This is a genomic window from Burkholderia sp. Ac-20365 (assembly GCF_017104715.1).
Taxonomy (GTDB): domain Bacteria; phylum Pseudomonadota; class Gammaproteobacteria; order Burkholderiales; family Burkholderiaceae; genus Paraburkholderia.
In genome coordinates, this window is record NZ_JAAGPI010000047.1 from 37,166 (window position 1) to 56,310 (window position 19,145).

At 62.8% G+C, this 19,145-nt stretch carries 17 protein-coding genes; 8 read left to right on the top strand and 9 right to left on the bottom strand.

The window, feature by feature from the left end; genetic code table 11:
* The gene (locus tag G3O01_RS39815; RefSeq protein WP_205812966.1) at window positions 1-1,005 is read left to right on the top strand and encodes an NrtA/SsuA/CpmA family ABC transporter substrate-binding protein; all 1,005 of its coding nucleotides are present in this window, start codon (window positions 1-3) and stop codon (window positions 1,003-1,005) included.
* A gap of 51 nt (window positions 1,006-1,056) precedes the next feature.
* Window positions 1,057-2,304: an acyl-CoA dehydrogenase family protein gene (locus G3O01_RS39820; RefSeq protein ID WP_205812967.1), complete on the top strand. Its 1,248-nt coding sequence runs from the start codon at window positions 1,057-1,059 to the stop codon at window positions 2,302-2,304.
* Between the two features lie 46 nt (window positions 2,305-2,350).
* On the opposite strand, the gene G3O01_RS39825 is transcribed toward G3O01_RS39820, so the two are convergent.
* The 6 genes from G3O01_RS39825 to G3O01_RS39850 all read right to left on the bottom strand — a co-directional run bounded on the left by G3O01_RS39825 (window position 2,351) and on the right by G3O01_RS39850 (window position 9,931).
* Entirely contained in the window at window positions 2,351-3,415 is a 1,065-nt protein-coding gene (locus G3O01_RS39825; protein ID WP_205812968.1) for an LLM class flavin-dependent oxidoreductase, read from the bottom strand.
* Window positions 3,416-3,540: 125 nt separating this feature from the next.
* Window positions 3,541-4,671 (bottom strand): FMNH2-dependent alkanesulfonate monooxygenase, encoded by a 1,131-nt coding sequence (gene ssuD / locus G3O01_RS39830; RefSeq protein WP_205812969.1) that lies wholly within the window; start codon window positions 4,669-4,671, stop codon window positions 3,541-3,543.
* Window positions 4,668-6,086, bottom strand: a complete 1,419-nt coding sequence (locus G3O01_RS39835) for an LLM class flavin-dependent oxidoreductase (protein WP_205812970.1) — start codon at window positions 6,084-6,086, stop codon at window positions 4,668-4,670. The genes ssuD and G3O01_RS39835 overlap by 4 nt, the downstream gene beginning before the upstream one ends.
* Window positions 6,086-7,330 carry an SfnB family sulfur acquisition oxidoreductase gene (locus tag G3O01_RS39840; RefSeq protein WP_205812971.1) on the bottom strand — a complete coding sequence of 415 codons (1,245 nt, stop codon included), beginning with the start codon at window positions 7,328-7,330 and terminating at the stop codon, window positions 6,086-6,088. Before G3O01_RS39840 ends, G3O01_RS39835 begins: the two co-directional genes overlap by 1 nt.
* Window positions 7,331-7,333: 3 nt before the next feature.
* Complete coding sequence (locus tag G3O01_RS39845; protein ID WP_205812972.1) at window positions 7,334-8,584, bottom strand: SfnB family sulfur acquisition oxidoreductase; 1,251 nt, start codon at window positions 8,582-8,584, stop codon at window positions 7,334-7,336.
* A gap of 162 nt (window positions 8,585-8,746) precedes the next feature.
* The gene (locus G3O01_RS39850) at window positions 8,747-9,931 is read right to left on the bottom strand and encodes an acyl-CoA dehydrogenase family protein (RefSeq protein WP_205812973.1); all 1,185 of its coding nucleotides are present in this window, start codon (window positions 9,929-9,931) and stop codon (window positions 8,747-8,749) included.
* A 308-nt stretch (window positions 9,932-10,239) separates the two neighbouring features.
* Here G3O01_RS39850 and G3O01_RS39855 point away from each other — a divergent pair, with 308 nt between their 5' ends.
* From G3O01_RS39855 to G3O01_RS39865, 3 genes are read left to right on the top strand one after another with little or no spacing between them, the layout of a single operon-like run.
* Window positions 10,240-11,271, top strand: a complete 1,032-nt coding sequence (locus G3O01_RS39855) for an aliphatic sulfonate ABC transporter substrate-binding protein (protein WP_205812974.1) — start codon at window positions 10,240-10,242, stop codon at window positions 11,269-11,271.
* Window positions 11,272-11,287: 16 nt separating this feature from the next.
* Entirely contained in the window at window positions 11,288-12,142 is an 855-nt protein-coding gene (locus G3O01_RS39860; RefSeq protein WP_205812975.1) for an ABC transporter permease, read from the top strand.
* Window positions 12,139-12,894, top strand: a complete 756-nt coding sequence (locus G3O01_RS39865) for an ABC transporter ATP-binding protein (protein WP_205812976.1) — start codon at window positions 12,139-12,141, stop codon at window positions 12,892-12,894. Before G3O01_RS39860 ends, G3O01_RS39865 begins: the two co-directional genes overlap by 4 nt.
* Window positions 12,895-13,093: 199 nt before the next feature.
* Here the strand turns inward: G3O01_RS39865 and G3O01_RS39870 are convergent, their stop codons facing one another.
* Complete coding sequence (locus G3O01_RS39870; protein WP_205812977.1) at window positions 13,094-14,599, bottom strand: MFS transporter; 1,506 nt, start codon at window positions 14,597-14,599, stop codon at window positions 13,094-13,096.
* Between the two features lie 188 nt (window positions 14,600-14,787).
* Entirely contained in the window at window positions 14,788-15,420 is a 633-nt protein-coding gene (locus tag G3O01_RS39875; protein WP_205812978.1) for an ABATE domain-containing protein, read from the bottom strand.
* Window positions 15,421-15,613: 193 nt separating this feature from the next.
* On the opposite strand from G3O01_RS39875, the gene G3O01_RS39880 reads away from it, so the two are divergent.
* From G3O01_RS39880 to G3O01_RS39890, 3 genes are all read left to right on the top strand, one after another.
* Window positions 15,614-16,468 carry an alpha/beta hydrolase gene (locus G3O01_RS39880; protein ID WP_205812979.1) on the top strand — a complete coding sequence of 285 codons (855 nt, stop codon included), beginning with the start codon at window positions 15,614-15,616 and terminating at the stop codon, window positions 16,466-16,468.
* A 76-nt stretch (window positions 16,469-16,544) separates the two neighbouring features.
* Complete coding sequence (locus tag G3O01_RS39885) at window positions 16,545-17,516, top strand: zinc-binding alcohol dehydrogenase family protein (protein WP_205812980.1); 972 nt, start codon at window positions 16,545-16,547, stop codon at window positions 17,514-17,516.
* A 33-nt stretch (window positions 17,517-17,549) separates the two neighbouring features.
* Window positions 17,550-18,320, top strand: coding sequence for an SDR family oxidoreductase (locus G3O01_RS39890; RefSeq protein ID WP_205812981.1), 771 nt, complete (start codon window positions 17,550-17,552; stop codon window positions 18,318-18,320).
* Window positions 18,321-18,353: 33 nt separating this feature from the next.
* Here the strand turns inward: G3O01_RS39890 and G3O01_RS39895 are convergent, their stop codons facing one another.
* Window positions 18,354-19,139 carry a DUF2182 domain-containing protein gene (locus G3O01_RS39895; protein WP_241024665.1) on the bottom strand — a complete coding sequence of 262 codons (786 nt, stop codon included), beginning with the start codon at window positions 19,137-19,139 and terminating at the stop codon, window positions 18,354-18,356.
* Window positions 19,140-19,145: the final 6 nt, after the last annotated feature.

Below are 19,145 nucleotides of genomic sequence, written 5' to 3' on the forward strand. Positions count from 1 at the left end.
ATGAACGATCACTCATCTGGCCGCCGCCAGGTTTTGCGGGCGGCGGGTGGACTGCTGGCCGGTCTCGCCACCAGCAGCGTGCTGCCCGTGCGCGCCGCCGAGCCGCGCAAGCTGACGCGCAACACCGACACGGTGCGCATCGGCTGGGGCTATGGCAGCCTGCCCGACATCGCGAAGCAACGCGGCGTGTTCGAAAAGACGCTTGCCGCGAAGGGCATCAAGGTCGAATGGATCGGCCCGTTTCCGAACCACGCACCGTCGATCCAGGCCGTGGTCGGCAACAGCGCTGACTTTGGCTTCTGGGGCTCGACAACACCAGCGCTAGCCGCAATGCTCGCCGGCTCGCCTATCGTCTTCACTGCGTTCGACGTCTATTCGCCGCGCTCGACGGCCATCATCACGAAGAAGTCGAGCGGCATCAATTCGGTCGCGGATCTGGCAGGCCGCAAGGTTGCCGTCAACCGCTCGGGACTCGGCGAGTTTTTGCTGATTGCAGCGCTGGAGAAGAACCATATCGATCGCGACAAGGTTCAGTTCGTCTATCTGAATCCACCCGATGCCGCACCCGCGTTCGCGCAAGGCAAGGTCGACGCATGGTCGATGTGGTCGCCCGCCGTCGATATTTCGCGCTTTTCGAACGACGCGCACGACATCTTCAACGAAGGCCGCGACCTCGAATTCCTGATCGACTATAGCTCGCTGGTGACGCGCCGCAAGTTCGCCGACGAGAACTCGGAACTGGTTCGCGCGGTGATTGACGCGTACTACGTCGAAGGTGCGTGGCAGTCGGCGCATCCTGTCGAATCCGAACAGCTCGTGCAGCGCGAAGCGAAATATCCGGACCAAGTACGCGATTATCTGGCAAGCCTCAAGCGCGTCAATCAGTTCCACGAACCGGACGACGCAGCATTCATCGCGCAGTTGCAGCGCGCCGCCGACTGGCTCGCCGAACGCAAGATCATCAACTCGCGCATCAAGGTCGCGGATTACAGCGTCAAGGTCTGATGCAGCCGCCGATGAACGCACACCACACTATCCGCGAGGAGCGCCACACGCATGGCTGACTCTGATCCAACCATTGCTCATAGCGGACAGCCGAAGCTGGTTTCGCCGTTGTCCGTTGCGCTCGGCTTGTCGGGTGTCATCGACGAAATCGCATCGACTGCGGCGCAGCGTGAACTGGCACACCGTCTGCCGCACGACGAGATCGGCACACTCAAGGCACACGGCTTCGGCGCGTTGCGCCTGGCCGCCGATGCCGGCGGCCAAGGCTTGACCTTGAGCGAACTTCTGACGGTAGCCCGCGATGTAGCGGCGGCAGATTCGAATATCGCTCATGCGTTTCGCAATCACTTGTGGCAAGTCGAAGCAGCGCTAAGACGGCGAGATCATCCCTTTCACGCTCACGTGCTTGCATTGACTGCGCAGAAGAAAACCATCGGACTGAGTTTTGCCGAAACCGATGCGCCCGCAGCAGGCGCACGATCGAGCCGCGTGCTCAGCAAGCTCGAATGGGACGATACGCAACAGCACTACGTCGGCTCAGGCGACAAGGTCTACGCAACGGGCAATCTGTATAACGACGCCTTCGTCGGCGTCGCTATCGAAAGCCGCGAGGGCCGCACCGTGCAATACGTGCTAGAGCGCGGCGAAGGCGTCGGCGACTATGACGACTGGCAGGGTTTCGGTCAACGTCTGACGGGCTCCGGCACTGCGAGATTTCGCGCTGTGACGGTCCCCGCCGCGCAGGTTTATCCGCAGGATCCGCCGCGCTCTGACGAAGCTGCGCCTTGGGGATTTACCTTCCATCAGGTGTATCTGACGAACTGCATTGCGGGCATCGCGCGACGCGTCGCGTTGGACGCGGTGGAAGTGCTGCGCGCGCGCAAGCGCAACTTCTATCACGGCGAAACCACGCATCCCGCCGACGAGCCTGTGCTGCAGGCCTTGCTTGGCCGGATCCGCGCCTATGCCGCGAGTGTCGAGGCAACAGCCGATCGGGCAGTCGGCGCGCTGCAACGTGCATGGGACGCTTTTGGCACGAGCGACGAATACGACGCGACACTCGCGGCAACGTTCGCGGCGTCGGAGGCCAAGGTCGTGATCGACGATCTCGCGCCGCAGATTGCCACCTGGCTGATCGATCTCGGTTCAGGCTCGGTTGTCTCGCGCGTCGGTGCGCTCGACAGGCACTGGCGCAATATCAAGGTGATTGCCTCGCACAATCCGCGGCTCTACAAGGAGCGTCTGCTTGGGCAAAACCTGTTGAACGGGAAGCTTCCGCCGACAGGCGCATTCTTCTGATAGCAGCGGGCCACGTCGTAACGTGGCCTGTTGCTCTCCTTTGAGCTCATTCGCCAAGCAGGCGGCGCACTCGCGGCGCCACTTCTCGCGCGAAGACACGCATATCGGCCTCGAAGGGCTGAAACTGGAGCATAAACAGTTCGATGCCCGCACGATGGAACTCGGCGATACGCCGCGCCACCGTGTCATAATCACCGACCAACCCCGCGGCCGTCCCGCCGTTCGATCCCACACGCGCCGATTGCGCGAAAGTCTGGATCATCACCACGTTGGGATCGATATTCGCCTTCTGCCGCTCGCGCAATGGCTTGTCGAGTTCGGCGAGTGCAAAGAGATGCGCGAGGTGTGCGTCGGCTTCGGCCTGCGTCGGTCGTGCAATCACGAACGCCGACAAACCGAAGCGCAACGGAGCCTGCCCCGCTCGCCGGGTTCGCGCCGATACATCGCCGATCAGGCGTGCGACATCGTCATACGGCTGGCCATTGATGAACCACACATCGCCATGCGCCGCCACCAGCGAGCGCGCCGGCTCCGACTCGCCGCCCACATAGATACGCGGACGTGCGCGGAACGGGTCGGCGGGCCGCAGCGCGTAGTCGTCGATACGGAAATGATCGCCGTGATGATTCAGCGTTTCGCCGCGCAACAGCGCATCCACCACGGCGATCCATTCGCGGCCGTATGCATAGCGTTCATCGTGTTCAGGAAACCCGATTCCCGCGCGTTCGAGTTCGGGACGATTCCACGCGTTCACCAGATTGATCGCGAACCGTCCGCCGCTGATGTGCTCGATCTGCTGCGCCATCTTGGCCAGCACGACAGGATGATAGAGATACGGCTTGATGGCAGCGATGATCTCGATGCGCGAAGTCAACGCCGCCAGTGCCGCCGACGCCGTCCACGCTTCGAGCTGATCGAGCGAAGCGTCGTGCGGGTTGATCGTATGCTGCGCGACGAGCACCGAATCGTAGCCGAGCTGCTCGGCCTCCAGCACGAGTGCCTTGTTGCGGGCCCACGATGCGTCGTAGGGTTCGTCGGGGTCCTGCAGCGCTGCACGGCTGCCGTGCACAAGCGCCCAAATGCCGAAGCGCGGGAGTGAGGTTGTTGCCATCGGTGCCTGATCGATACACGTCCATTGAGGACGTGTATGCTACCGCCGCATCCGTTCGCGCGATCTATTTTGTGCTGCTATCCATTTATCGAAATGGCATGTTGCACCCATGCCGTCGATGCCGGTTAGCGCACGTTCTGACCTGCACGCACATCGAATGCGCCGCCGGTTAGCACCTGATCGCGCAGTGTCACCGGCTTCTTGCCGGGCAAGAGCGGAAACACCAGCTCAGCGAAGCGAATCGATTCTTCCAGATGCGGATAGCCGGATAACACGAAGCTGTCCGCGCCTGCATCGACATATTCCTTCAGCCGTTGCGCCACCGTCTGTGGATCGCCGACCAGCGCCGTGCCCGCGCCGCCGCGCACCAGCCCCACACCTGCCCAGAGATTCGGGCTGATCTCCAGCTTGTCGCGACGCCCGCCATGCAATGCGGCCATGCGCTGCTGACCGACGGAATCCATGCGCGCGTAGTTCTCCTGCGCGCGGCGAACGTCTTCGTCGTCGAGCTTGCTGATGAGGCGATCGGCTTCCGCCCACGCCTCTTCGTTGGTCTCGCGCACGATCACATGCAGACGCACGCCGAGACGCAGTTTGCGTCCGTGCTCCGCGGCGCGGCGCTGGACATCGGCGAATTTTTCGGCGACGGCAGCGGGCGGTTCGCCCCACGTCAGGTAGGCATCGACATGCTTCGCCGCCAGTTCATGCGCAGCCGGCGACGACCCGCCGAAATACAGCGGCGGATAAGGCTGCTGCACAGGCGGATGAAAATTGCGCGCCTGCTCGACATGAACATACTTGCCCTTGTAGTCCACCGTCTTGCCGGACAGAAGCTCGCGCCACACCGTCAGAAATTCATCGGCGGCGGCGTAGCGTTCGTCGTGCGGGAGAAACACGCCGTCGGCGGCGAGTTCCGTCGCATCGCCGCCCGGCACGACATTGAGCAGCAGGCGCCCGTTCAAGGCCTGATCGAGCGTCGCCGCCTGGCGCGCGGCCGCCGTCGGTCCGGTGATCGACGTGCGCAGCGCGACCAGCAGCTTGATGCGCTGTGTCACGGGTATCAGGCTTGCGGCCGTGACCCACGGATCCTGGCAACTGCTGCCCGTCGGAATCAGCAAGCCGTCGTAGCCGAGCTGGTCGGCCGTGACGGCGATCTGACGCATATATTCGTTGGTCGGCGCCCGGCCGAAGTCGGACTTGCCGAGATAGCGGGTATCGCCCGAAGTCGGCAGAAACCAGAAGATGTCGAGACTCATGAGTGTTCCTTTGCGAGGCGCTGCGATGCGCCTGTCGTATCTGTATTCGCAGGCTCCGTCGCACGGCGCCGAAAGCTTGCCGCCGCGTGACGTTCCGGGAGTTGATCGCCTTCGCCGAATAGACGCTGGCGCAGCGTGCCGTCGGCGTACGCGGTCTTGTAGAGGCCGCGGTTCTGCAACTCGGGCACGACGAGATTGATGAAATCCTCGTAGCTCTCCGGCACCACCGTGCGGCTCAGATTGAAACCGTCGATACCCGTTTCATCGATCCACGATTCCAGTTCATCCGCGACCTGCGCGGCACTGCCGACAATGGCCGGATACCGCCCGCCAAGCTCGAACATTTCCAGCAGCTTGCGACGCGTCCAGCCATGCTGCTTCGCGGTGCGCGTGGCCGATTCGATCGCATTGCCGGGCGCGTAGTCGACAGGCGCGTCGAGATCGTATTGCGAATAGTCGATGCCCGTACTCGCTGCAAAGTGCGCAAGCCCCGCTTCACGGCTCGCGTAGCGCAGATAGTCGGCGTATTTCTCGCGCGCCTCGTGTTCGGTTGCGCCCGCCACGACGGCGGCACCGGCAAACACCTTCACATCGTCGGGCCGGCGTCCTGCCTGCACGAGCTGCTCGCGCAGCGTCTGCACGGTTTCGCGCGCGACCTTGCGATTCGGCGGCGAGATGAACACGCATTCGGCGTGACGTGCGGCAAAGCGCTGGCCACGCCCGGAACTGCCCGCCTGAAACAGAACCGGCGTCCGTTGCGGCGACGGCTCCGCGAGGTGATAGCCGTCGACGTTGTAGTAACGGCCTGAATGCCGAACCGGATGCACCTTCGCCGGATCCGCGTACACGCGCGCGGCCTTGTCTCGCCGCACGGCATCCGCTTCCCAGCTGCCTTCCCACAGCTTGTAAAGCACGTCGAGATATTCGTCCGCGCGTTCGTAGCGTTCATCGTGCGGAAGCTGTTCGCTGAGTCCCATCGCGCGCGCCGCGCTGTCCAGATAACCGGTGACGATGTTCCAGCCGATGCGCCCTTGCGTCAGATGATCGAGCGTCGAGAAGCGGCGCGCGAGCAGATACGGCTGCTCGTAGGTGAGATTGACCGTCACGCCGAAGCCCAGATGTTCGGTCACCGCCGCCATCGCCGAGACCAGCAGCAACGGATCGTTGACGGGCAACTGGATCGACTCGCGCAAAGTGACATCGACGTTGTGCTGATAGACGTCGTACACACCGACGATATCGGCGAGAAAAAGACCATCGAACAGGCCGCGCTCCAGCGTACGGGCAAGATCGGTCCAATACGGCAACTGACGATAATCGACCGAGCGATCGCGCGGATGCGTCCACAATCCGTGATTGATGTGGCCCACGCAGTTCATGTTGAACGCGTTGAGCAGGATCTGTTTGCGTGCCATTACAAGGCTCCGTGCCGGGGCGGCAGCTTGTCGTTGAGGTAGTAGTTGCCGACCGCGTGATACTTCCAGCGCACCGGGTCATGCAGCGTGTGCGTGCGGGCGTTGCGCCAGAAACGGTCGAGACCGAGGCCATCGAGCGTCGCGGATGTGCCAGCCAGTTCGAACAGGCGCGAGCCTGCATCGAGCGAAATCGTCGTGGTGAGCGCGCGTGCCTCGGCAACAGCCACCGATGCTTCCGCCACTGAACGCTCCGTCGGACCCGCCTGCGCGGCATCGACGAAGCGCGCGGCGCGGCGCAGCAAAGCCTCGGCGGCACGCAGGCGCACAGCGAGATCACCGAACTGTGCGATGGTCAGCGGGTCGTCGGTGGCGCGGTCCACCTTCGCGTCGATCCACGGCCGCGAATGCTCGCGCACGAACTGCAATGCGGCCTGAAACGCGCCACGCGCCTGGCCCAGATCGAGTGCTGCATGCATGATCTGCGCGACCGGTCCGATGGTGGTCGGTCGTTCAAACGATGCCTGAAACGGCACGACCCATTCCGGTTCGACCCGCACGTGATTGAACTGCACCGAGCCGCTGCCCGTAACACGCTGGCCGAAACCATCCCAGTCATCGATCACCTCGACGCCGTGCGCGTTACGCGGCACGAACGCAAGACAGGTGATGTCACGCCCGCGCTCTTCCGTGATGACCAGCGTTGGAATCCAGTGCGCGTAGAGCGCGCCGGTGCAATAGAACTTGCGTCCGTCGATATGCCAGCCAGCCGTCGTGCGCGTGAGCCGCGTGCGTCGTTTGAAATCCTTGTGACCGGTTTCGGCGAGCGCATTGCCGAAGCGCTCGCCCGCCAGCACACGGTCGAAGAAAAAGCGCTGCTGCCCGGCACTGGCGCCGACGCGCAGCACTTCGAGCGCATAGAAATGATTCTGCGGAATCTGACCGAGCGAGCCGTCGGCGGCGGCGATCGTTGCCGTCACTTCGGCGAGCGTTGCGCTGCTTACGCCCGCGCCGCCGAACTCGCGCGGCACGGTCATGCCCCACAGCCCGCTCGCGACGAACGCATCGAGCTCGGCCCACGGCAGCCGGCGTTCACGGTCGCGCGCCGCCGCTTCGGGTGCGAACTCATCGGCGAGACGCTTTGCAACACGCAGCGCGTGGGCATCGTCGGTAATGAGATCGGGCGTGCGTTGCACCTGCAGCTCGTGCGTATCTGCGGCCGTGTCTTCGGAAATATCGATGCTCATGGTTCAGTTCCACGAATGCCGCGTCGGCAGCACATGATTCAGGTGATAGTTGCCGAGCAGATGCAGCTTCCAGCGCACGGGATCATGCAGCGTATGCGTGCGCGCGTTGCGCCAGTGACGATCGAGGTTTTGTGCGGCGCGTGTCGATGCGGAACCGGCCAGCTCGAACAGCTTTTCGCTCGCTTCGAGTGAGATGCGCGTGGTCAGCACTTTGGCCTCGGCGACGGCGACGGAGGCTTGCGCGCTCGCTTCGGCATCGATGGGCGCGGCAGCGATTGTGTCAAGCGTGCGCCCTGCTTCCAGCAGCACCTCGCGTGCGGCATGCAAATCGATCTGCAGACGGCCGATGTCGGCAATGATGTACGGATCGTCGGTTGCGCGCTCCAGACCCGAATCGATCCACGGACGCGCGCGCTCGCGCACGAAGGCGAGCGCATCGGCAACGGCAGCCTCGGCGATGCCCTGATCGATCGCGGCCTGGATCAGTTGCGAGTTGGGACCGAACAGGCCCGGACGGTCGGCGAGTTGCCACAGCGGCAGCACGTCCTGCGGATCGACGCGGACGTTATCGAACACCACGCTGCCGCTCGCCGTCGTGCGTTGGCCGAACGAACTCCAGTCGTCGATAACCGTGAGGCCCGGTGCATCGCGCGGCACCCAGACCTGCACGGCGCGTCCCGCGTCGTCGGTTGCTCGCGCGGGAACGCGATGTGCGAACAGCGCGCCCGTCGAATAGAACCGCTTGCCGTCGAGGCGCAGTCCATCTTGCGTCTCACGCAGCCGTGTGGTCCCTTGCAGCACCGTGGACACCGCCGCCGAGCGCCGTTCCGGGCCCGCATTGCCGAGCCGGTGGCCCGCCAGCACTTCGCCATACAGACGCGCTTTCTGCGCCGGTGTGCCGATTTCGCGCAGCACGCCCAACACGCCGAAATGATTCTGCGGTATCTGGCCGAGCGCGGGATCGGCGGCACAGAGAATCACGAACACTTCGGCGAGCGTCGCGAACGAGACGTCCGCGCCGCCGTATTCACGCGGCACGGTGATCGAACCAAGGCCGCTCTCGGACCACTGGTCGAGTTCCGCCCACGGCAGAACGCGCTGACGGTCGCGCTCAGCCGCGCCTGCAGCAAAGCACGCCGCGAGCGCGTGGGCGGCCGCCAGGGCGTCGGCGTCGCTGGCAATGCGCTTCACGCGCATGGGATCGGGACGCCGCGGCGATTGCGCAGCGGCAACAGGGGATTCGACACTAGACATGATGGCTCACACGAAGACGGAAAAGCCCTTCGAGCCCATCGCGGCTCGCTTCGAACAGGGCCAATCCTGTATTGGATCAGCCCTCGCGTGCCAGCCCTACTATCGAATTTGCAAATGCTTATGACAGGCGCCGATTTTCCCTGCCATCGGACGCCCGGCGTTTCAGGAATAGAACGACGGCGTCGGCAGTTCGTCGTTGACGGCCCATTCGCCGAGTTCCTGCAACTTGTAGTCGACGGGATCGTGCAGCGTCTGCGTGCGCAGATTGCGCCAGAAGCGATCCAGCCGCAGCGCGCCATGCGTGGCCCGCGCGCCCGCTACTTCGAACAGGCGGGTGCTGAGATCGAGACCGACGCGCGTCGCCGCCACCTTCGCCGTGGCGACGGCAACGGCAACGTGGCCACGCGCCGTCTCGTCGAGCGATGCACCGCGCGCCCACGTTTCGTCGAACATCTGCACGGCGCGCGCGGCCAGCAGACGCACGCTTTCCAGTTCGACCCAGAACTCGCCATAGTGACGCAAGATGTGCGGATCCTTGCTGGCCTGCTGTGCGGGAGACTTGAACCACGGGCGCGATTCATGGCGTGTGTAATGCTTCATCTCCGCAAAGACGCCCTCGCCGATGCCAAGAAACATCTGCGCGAAGATCAGTTGCGCGAGCAACGGACGCAGGCAAGCGAACGGCGTGCTCAGCGGGCCCGGATCGAGCAGCAATTCATTCTGTTCGATCCGCACGTTTTCGAACAATGCGCTGCCGCTGTCCGTCTGACGTTGCCCGAAACTGTTCCAGTCGTGATTCAACGTGATGCCAGCGCGCGACGTGGGAATCGCCGCGATCAGCAGCTTGCGGCTCTCGGCGTCCAGACCCGACGCGACCAGCATGTCGGAATCGAGCGCGCCCGAGCAGAAGCTTTTTCTGCCGGAAAATTCAAAGCCGTAGTCCGTGCGCTGCGCGACAGTGCGCGTATCCAGCGGGTTCAGCGTATTGCCCCAGAACCAGTTGTTGCGCGCGGTCTGCTCGAGCCACGGCTCCCATTGATCGGGGCGTCCGAACAACCGCACCGTCGCCAGCAGCAGATGATGAAAGCCGAACACATGCGCAATCGAACTGTCGACCCGCGCGAATGTTCTGACGACACCGAGTGTCTCGGTCCACGTGGCGCCCGTTCCGCCGTATTGCCCGGGAATCGACAGCGCCAGCAAACCGCTCGCCCTGATCGCGTCGCGCTCGGCCTTCGGCGTGCCGCCCTTTTCGTCGCGCTCGACGGCGCTCGCGGCAAATTGCTGCGCGAGTGCCTGCGCCGTTTCGTTCTGCGGTGCGGGATTCAGTTCGAACTGGTTTGACATGGTATGCAAGGCCGAAAAAACATCAGGCGGCGCGAATCGGCGCCGCTTCGAAGCGGACTGCGTACGACATATCAAACAGTCCGCGGCTAACCGGCAAGTGTAAGAAAGCCTCCCGCGTCCCGCCTACTATCGGGTACGCGAATGCTTATACGAATCTGTGCTTTAGACGTGAGAACCGTTGGGATTGAAGCACCATTTCTGCAATAGCGCCAGGACAGCTTTGATTCTGAACTTTTATTGGTTCGCGAATGCGGTCGGCTTCGTTACATTGAAAGCTCACACATCACACGCGACCATAAGGACAATCGATGGCATCGGTTCGGGGCTTGGCATTCTTCGCACGCGCGCGACGCGCGTCCGTGCTGCGCAACTTCATGACGACGGCGGCGGCCGCGCTCGCGCTGTGCCACTTCGGCAGCACGCAGGCAGCGCCGCTCACCGAACTGAAGCTCGATTACGCGTACTACTCGCCGGAAAGCCTCGTCATCAAACGTAATGGCTGGCTGGAACAGGAATTCGCCGCCGATCACACGCAGGTCAAGTGGGTGCTGAGCCTTGGCAGCAATCGCGCACTCGAGTACCTGAATAGCGGCGCGGTCGATATCGGCTCCACTGCCGGTCTCGCTGCCGTGCTCGGCAAGGCGAACGGCAATCCCATTCGCGCCGTGTACGTGTTTTCGCGTCCCGAATGGACGGCGCTGGTGGTGCGCAAAGATTCGCCCATCAAGAGCCTCGCCGATCTGAAAGGCAAGAAGATCGCCGCGACCAAGGGCACCGATCCGTTCCTCTTCACGTTGCGCGCACTCCATACCGTTGGCCTGTCGCGCGATGACGTCGAGATCGTGAATCTCCAGCATCCCGATGGACGCACAGCGCTCGTCAATGGACAGGTCGATGCATGGGCCGGCCTCGATCCGCATATGGCCGCTGCCGAGATCGACAACGGTGCGCGCCTGCTCTATCGCAATGTCGATTTCAACACGTGGGGCCTGCTCAACGCGCGTGAGGACTTTATCCGCGAACATCCTGAGCAACTCGCTCGCGTGTTGAAAGTTTATGAAAAGGCACGTGTGTGGATCGCCGGGCATCCCGACGATACGGCGAAAATCGTCTCGGAAGAGTCGAAGGTATCGCTTGCGGTCGCGAAGCTGCAATTGAGCCGCAACGACTTCAGCCATCCGCAACCGGGCGCGCAGCAGATCGCCGCGCTGCAGGCCGCCGCGCCGATTCTCATCGACGAACAGCTCGTGAAAAGCGGCACCGATCTCAATCAGGTCATCGACGCGCTGATCGATTCGAAAGTCGCGCAGCCCGTGATCGCGAGCAATGGCGTGAAGTAACGCACAGGCGAGAGTAATGCAAGTCACTGAACAGACGCTCGCGTTCGATACGCGCGATGCAAAGATACACACTGCAAACAGGCTGGCGCCACGCAACACATTGCGCCTGTGGCGCTACGCAGGCTTTGCGTTGCCCGCCGTCTTTCTCGCCTTGATCGAAGTACTGGTGCGGACATCCGTCCTGCCGATGCATCTCGTGCCCGCGCCGAGCACCATCGTGCAAACGCTATGGGATCTCGGCGGCGCACGCGTCGCGCGCCATATCGGCGCGAGCGTCGCGCGCGTCTATGCGGGCTTTGCACTCGGCTCGGCGCTCGCGTTGCTGATCGGCGCGGCAATGGGACTGAGCCGCCGCGTCGATGCATTGCTCGATCCGACGTTTCAGGCACTGCGCGCGATTCCATCGCTCGCGTGGGTGCCTATCCTGTTGCTCTGGATGGGTATCGACGAAGCGCCCAAGATCACGCTCATCGCGATTGGCGCTTTCTTTCCTGTGCAACTGAGCGTGGTTGCCGGCATTCATGGTGTCGACCGCAAGCTGATCGAATTCGGTGAACTCAACCGGCTGACGCCGCGCGCCATGTTCACGCGCATTCTGCTGCCCGCGTCGATGCCGCAGATCTTCACGGGATTGCGCACGGGTCTGAGCCTCGCGTGGATGTTCATGGTCGCCGCCGAACTGATCGCTGCAACACGCGGCCTCGGCTATCTGCTCAGCGACGGACGCGAGACGGGACGGCCCGATCTCGTCTTCGGTGCCATTCTGTTGCTCGCACTGCTCGGCAAACTGAGCGACGGTGTGTTCAAGCTCATCGAAACGCGTGCGCTGTCATGGCGCGACGCCCGCTATGTGTCGGGAGACGCGCAATGACATTGCATTCATCGACCTTGCTGGAAGTACGCGGACTCACGCGGCGCTTCGGCGGGCGCACGGTGTTCGAACGCGTATCGTTCGAACTGGCGCGCGGTGAGATCGTCAGCCTGGTCGGTCCCAGCGGATGCGGTAAAAGCACGCTGCTGCGCGCGATTGCGGGCCTCGACCCGCAATCGGAGGGCTCCGTCCTGCTGGAGCGGCAGTTGCAGCGCGGACCGTCCGAGCGGATCGGCGTGATTTTTCAGGAGCCACGATTGCTGCCATGGCTCAGCGTGGCCGACAACATCGCGTTCGCCGCCGGACCACGGCGGGGACATGATCTGCGCGTCGATGCGCTGCTTGCTGAAGTTGGATTGGCCAATGTTCGTGACGTGCTGCCGAAGCAACTGTCGGGCGGCATGGCGCAACGCGTCGCACTGGCGCGCGGGCTTTTCGCGGAACCTGATCTGCTGTTGCTCGATGAACCGTTCAGCGCTGTCGATGCCATCACCCGCTCCCGGCTTCAACGCGTGTTGCTCGCATTGGCGTACGCGCATGGCACGACGGCTCTGCTCGTGACGCACGATCTCGACGAAGCGCTGCATCTGTCCGATCGGGTTCTTTTGCTGTCGCCAGAGGGTGAAGACCGGCCGAGTCATATCGCGCGCGACATCCGCATTGAGGCGCCAAGGCCACGAGACTTGCGCGATCCCACGATGGATGCGTTGCGCGAGACCTTGCTGGGCGGAATAGCGGCCGGTCCGGCCTGATTACGCTAGAAAACAGCAACGATCGGAGGGCACGAGATGGTTCGCCGTTGCCGACGAGATAGTTCAAATCCGCGTCGACAACAGCCTGTTCTTCGATGACGACTTCGCTCATTGCGACGCTCCTGCTTGTGTCATCCATCGAATCCAGTCACCAGGGCGCGCGTTTACAAACAAGCATTTATGCAATGCCATGCAAGCGTCACGCGCTCACGCGCCCTGCCACATTCGCATCGGCACTCACGTCCCGATAATCTTCTCCATCGATGTCGTAGCCCGACGGTTCCCAGCGGATCGCCAGCAACACCAGCAGCGACGTGAGCGGCGCAATAGCGATGACCCAGAACACCTTCGTGCCGAGAGCAGCCGCTAGCACAGGAAACAGAAACAGCGAAATGGTCGACGCCGTACGCACGAGCGTCTGATTGAAGCCCACGCCGATACCGCGCAGCGACGTCGGATAGCTGAGCGATGCATAGGTCATCGAATGTGAGCCGGGACCGAAGCCTTGCCCGAACAGATAGCCGCCCAGCAGCAGAATCGCCACGACCACCAGCGCGCCGCCGCTCGGTTTACCGATCAGTGCGAGACCGATCAACGAAGCGAACTGCAGCGAATGCCCGAGCACCGTCATTTTCCACGCGCCGACCGTCGGCGCCGTACGCACGCCGATCAGCCCACCGACAAACGCGAACAGCAGATTCAACGCCAGCGATGCGACGATCGTTGTCAGTGGTCCTTGCGCGAAGAAGCTCGTGATGATGACGGGCAAGCCGAAAATGATCGCGTTGTACCCGAACGACGACGCACTGCCGATCACGGCGGCAAGTATCGTGCGCTTGCGATAGGTGGCGTTGAACAGCACGCCATAGTTCCGCCACGAAGCGCGGCGCGGTTGTGCGACGGGCGTCGCGGTGCGCTCGACGACTGCATCGACACCATAGGTACGCTTGAGGATGCGCGCCGCGCCTTCCAGATCGCCCTGATTCGCCGCCCAGACAGGCGATTCGCTGATATAGCGGCTGCGCACCAGAATGATGACGATCGCAGGCACCGCGCCGAACGCGAGCGTGAACCGCCATAGCCAGCCCAGATGATGCTCGGGCAGGATCGCGTAAAGACCGAGAATCAGCAGATAGCAGGTACTGGTCGCCGCATACCACGCTGGGCACCACGCGGCGACACTCGCCGCCTTGTTGCCTTTGCCTGCAACGCGTGAGAACTCGGCGAGAAACGCCATTGCAACGGGCAGGTCGAGCCCGACACCGAAACCCATCAGAAAACGCGCTGCGCCGAGCACCCATGCGTTGGGCGCCAGCCCTGCCGCAATCGCCGCGACGACGAAGAACAGCATGTCCGCCATGAACACGCGATAGCGGCCAATCCGATCGGTCAGATAGCCGCCGAACAGCGCGCCCAGAATCGCGCCGAACGTGATCGCCGACGACACGAAGCCGACCTGCACGGGCGACAACGCGAACTGCTTTGCGATGTCCTTGATGCCATAGGCGAGCGACGTTAGATCGTAGGCATCGAGAAACACGCCGCCCAGCGCGATCGCAATCACGATGCGGGCATTGCTGCCCTTCGCAGCGCCCGCGTTGACGATACGCGATACGTCCTGCGCGGAACGAATCACGGCGTGAGCTGGATACGCCGACTGCGCGGCGGCATCCTCTGCGTGGGATGGAATAGCGACGGTAGACATGGCTGTCGAACATGAAAGTCAGAGGTCCAAGCATGCTAGCGGCGCCATTCGCGACTTCAAAACGACGAATGCGTATATGCAAATTGCAGGCGGATGCGATGTCCGCCGCGAAGAAACTGATAACGATATGACTGCGAGCGAATACGCGCCGCTACCTCGAACGCGTGCGTTAAACCTCGCTCGCTGCGTCACTCGCCCTTCTTCTCCTTGAGCCGCGCGCGATGCGCAGCCACCTTCGCGCGATTGCCGCACACGGCCATGCTGCACCACCTGCGTGCGTGGCCCCGCGTGTGATCGGCGAACATCAGCGTGCAGGCCGGGCCCTCGCACGCCTTCACATGCGTGAAGTCCTCCTCGCACACGAGCTTCGCCATCGCCTCCGCAATCGGCATCAGCAGCGATTCCGTTGTTTGCCAACGCCTCGTCGAACGAAACGAAAACGCGATCGCCGCATCCGGCCCGTTCGCGACGATCTCGCCATGCTGTTCGTCGCGCGCGAGCAGTGCGTTCAACGGTTCGAGTTCGCGCAGGTCTTTGGCTACGAGCGCGCGCCCTTTTCTCTTACGCACATAGTCGCGAAACCACTCGCGCAGGCTTCGCGCCTTCCCTGCCACCTCGTCGAGTTCGGCGGGCGTCGCGCGTGAGCGGATTGCCGCGAGCGCATCGGGCGGCACCATGCCCGCCTGCGCCAGCCAGGCTATCAGTCCCTCGCCGTCGGCGATCCAGTCGACGGGCTCATCGACGGGCGTCGCAATCGAGTTCAGGAAATCGAGGCCCGGTGCGTCGGCCAAAAACATCGGCGGTATCTGGCGGTAGTCCATTGCTATGACGAATCTTCGTGACGATGGCTCCATCGTAACCACTAAAAAACCTCTTGACAAGTTACATCGTCGATTCGTAACCTGTAAAACATCGATTATACGGTTACACAGGTTTGTACGATTGTGAAGCACAGCAACGGCCGCCTCGCACAGCCGGAGCCGACAGAAGTCCATCTTTTACGGAGAGAACGCCATGTCCACGATTGCCCATCGCCACGCCGACGTCGACGGTTTCAACGTCTTCTATCGGGAAGCCGGCCCCACCGGTGCGCCGAAACTGCTGCTGTTGCACGGCTTTCCGAGTTCCAGCCACATGTTCCGCGACCTGATTCCGCTGCTCGCAGACCGGTTTCATATCGTCGCGCCCGATCTGCCGGGCTTCGGGCAGTCGGACATGCCGGAGCGCAAGGATTTCGCCTATACGTTCGACAATCTCGCCAACGTGATCGACCGCTTCACGGAAGTGATCGGCTTCGACCGCTACGCCGTGTACGTTTTCGACTACGGCGCGCCGACGGGCTTCCGGCTCGCGCTAAAGCACCCCGAGCGCGTCACGGCGATCATTTCGCAGAACGGCAACGCGTATGTGGAAGGACTAAGCGACGGCTGGAACCCCATCCAGGCTTACTGGAAGGATCCGACGCAAGCAAATCGCGACGCGTTGCGCCCGATGCTGGAGCGCGACACGACGATCTGGCAGTACACGCACGGCGTGAGCGACAAGACCCGTGTTTCGCCCGACGGCTATTCGCTCGACGACTACTACATGAGCCGCCCTGGCGCGCACGAAATCCAGCTCGACCTGTTCGGCGACTATCAGAGCAACGTCGCGCTGTATCCGGCGTTCCAGCAGTATTTCCGCACGCACCAGCCGCCGTTCCTCGCGGTGTGGGGCAAGCACGATCCGTTCTTTCTGCCGCCGGGCGCCGAAGCGTTCAGGCGCGACATCCCGAACGCGGACGTGCGTTTCTTCGATACGGGCCACTTCGCGCTCGAAACCCACGCGGCCGAGATCGCCGCGGCCATCGCCAGCTTCCTGACCCGTTGAACGCAATGGGCGAGCGGCTCGCTTGCCCGACAACACACTGCGTCGTCCGACGCGATATCACCTTAGGAGAACCCTCATGCGCGCAATCGTGCTCGAAAAGTTCGGTGGCCTCGATAGCCTCGTCTATACGGACCTGCCGGAACCGGAGCCGCTGGAAGGCCACGTCGTCATCGAAATCAAGGCCTTCGGCATCAACCACGCCGAGATGCACATGCGGCGCGGCGAATGGGCCGAAGCGGCGAAAGTGAGCGGGATCGAATGTGTCGGCATCGTGAAGTCGTGTCCGGGCGGCGAGTTTCCGGTCGGCGCAAAAGTCGCCGCGTTGATGGGCGGCCTCGGGCGCACGATCAATGGCAGCTATGCCGAATACACGCGGGCGCCCGTGTCGAACGTCGCGCTGATCGAATCGGACCTGCCATGGGCCGAACTCGCGGCAATACCCGAAACGTATGCGACAGCATGGACATGCCTGTTCCGCAATCTCGAACTCAGCGAAGGACAAACCATCGTGATTCGCGGCGCGACCTCGTCGTTTGGCCAGGCCGCCGTCAATCTCGCCGTGAACGCGGGCGCAAAAGTAATCGCAACGACGCGCAGCGCGGCGCGCTTCGACATGCTGAAGGCGCTCGGCGCGTCGCGCGTCGAACTGGAAGGACCGGACCTGTCGAAGCGTATTGCAGAGTCGAAGCAGATCGACGCTGTGCTCGATCTGGTTGGCAACAGCGTGATTCTCGATTCGCTCGCGATGCTGCGCCGTGGCGGCCGCGCGTGTCTCGCGGGCTGGCTGGGCGGCCTCGCGCCGATTCCGGACTTCAATCCGTTGCTGCAGATGTCGAGCGGCGTGTATCTGACGTTCTTCGGCAGCTTCGTGTTCGGCACGCCCGGTTTTCCGCTGTCCGATGTGCCGCTGCAAACCATCGCCGCCGATGTCGCGGCGGGCCGCCTCAACGCGAAGCCGTCGCGCGTGTTCCCGTTCGATCAGATCCATGAAGCGCACCGCGTGATGGAAGCGAATGAAGCGGGCGGCAAGATGGTTGTTGTTCACTGAAACCTGTCGGTTCGTTCATCGAGGAGAAGAGACATGGCAAGCAAAGTAGCAATCGTCACGGGCGCGAGTCAGGGCATCGGCCGTTCGACGGCAATCAGACTGGCAAAGGATTTCAGCGCGATCGTGCTGGTTGCGCGCAATCGCGAGAATCTGGAGGAGACGGCGCAGGCCGTCATCGACGCGGGCGCGCAGGCGCTTGCAATCGATATCGATCTGTCGCTGCCGAACGCAGCGCAGGAAGTCGTCGATCAGGCGCTTGCATCGTTCGGGCGAATCGATGCGTTGCTCAATATTGCGGGCGCCGTGCCGCAGATCGATGTATTCGACATGACCGACGAGCAGTGGGAAAGCGGCCTCTCGTTGAAGCTGCACGGCGCGCGGCGGATCACGATTGCGGCGTGGCCTGCGTTGAAGGCAAGCTCGGGGTCGGTTGTGCTGATGTCGGGGAATTCGGCTATTTTTCCGAAGGCGCCGTATGCAGCGGTTGGCACGATCAACGCGGCGATCGTCGCGCTGGCGAAGGCATTTTCGGATCGCGGGATCGAGGACGGCGTGCAGGTCAATAGCGTGCTGCCCGGCCCGGTCATGACGGGGCGTCGCCGTTCGTATCTGGAACATTGGGCGCCGCTGCACAACATGAGCGTTGAAGAAGCGACGGCGAAGTTTCCAAAGGAAGCGGGCATTGCGCGCTACGGCACGCCGGAGGAAATCGCCGAACTGATGGCGTTTGTCGTCTCGCCGGGCGCGCACTGGATGACGGGATCGACGCTGCGCATGGATGGCGGTGAAGTGAAGTCGATCTGAGGTTAGAAGCGGCATGCAACACATCGCGTTGCGTCAGATGCGCAGGAAGGCTCGTGCCAGCATCCAGGAGCCTTCAACGATCATCACGGCTCCAATCGCTCGCGCGACACGGTGCGGAAATCGCGCGAACCGCTCAGCGGTGATTGCAAGCGTCACGAGTGCCATTGCGCGCAAATCCATCACGCCGTTGATGAGAAGAACAGCCGTCAGTCCCACGCAGCAAAACATGCAGTGGAGGCCAAGGCGCAGGCCTTGTGTCCACGCCGCGCTTGCTCGGTGTGATGCATCGATGCTGACATTCAACAGGCGGCTGCATGCCAGATATCGCAACTTCCACGCACTGAATTGCATCGCGCCCGCAAGCAGCGCGATAACGCCTGCGCCGAAAGGAACGACGCGCGCCAGTTCGGGAACCTGCAAAGCCAGCGACATCAGCAAGAAGCCCAGCGCGAATACGGCCATGCCTTGCAGTGCCCACACGAAAAAATACCCCGCGCCCGCCAGCACAGTCAGCCTGCCCGCTCTGCCCATGGCTTCGTGATAGCGCCACAACACGGGCGCAAGCGACGGCAACATCATCGCCACCATCATCACGATCCACGTGCCAACGAAGGACGCCGCGACGCGTGGCCACTTTTGTCCGCACATGGGTGTCCATGCCATCGACAGCGACCAGCCTCCCGGCATCGGCAGTTCGTCCATCTTGGCCATTGCGAAGCACCAGACTACCGTCAACGTCGCACAGGCCGCGAACACGAGTGTCATAACACCGAAGAACGCCAGCACCCTCACCCATGTGCGGTCCGTTCGCGTTCGCATGACCAT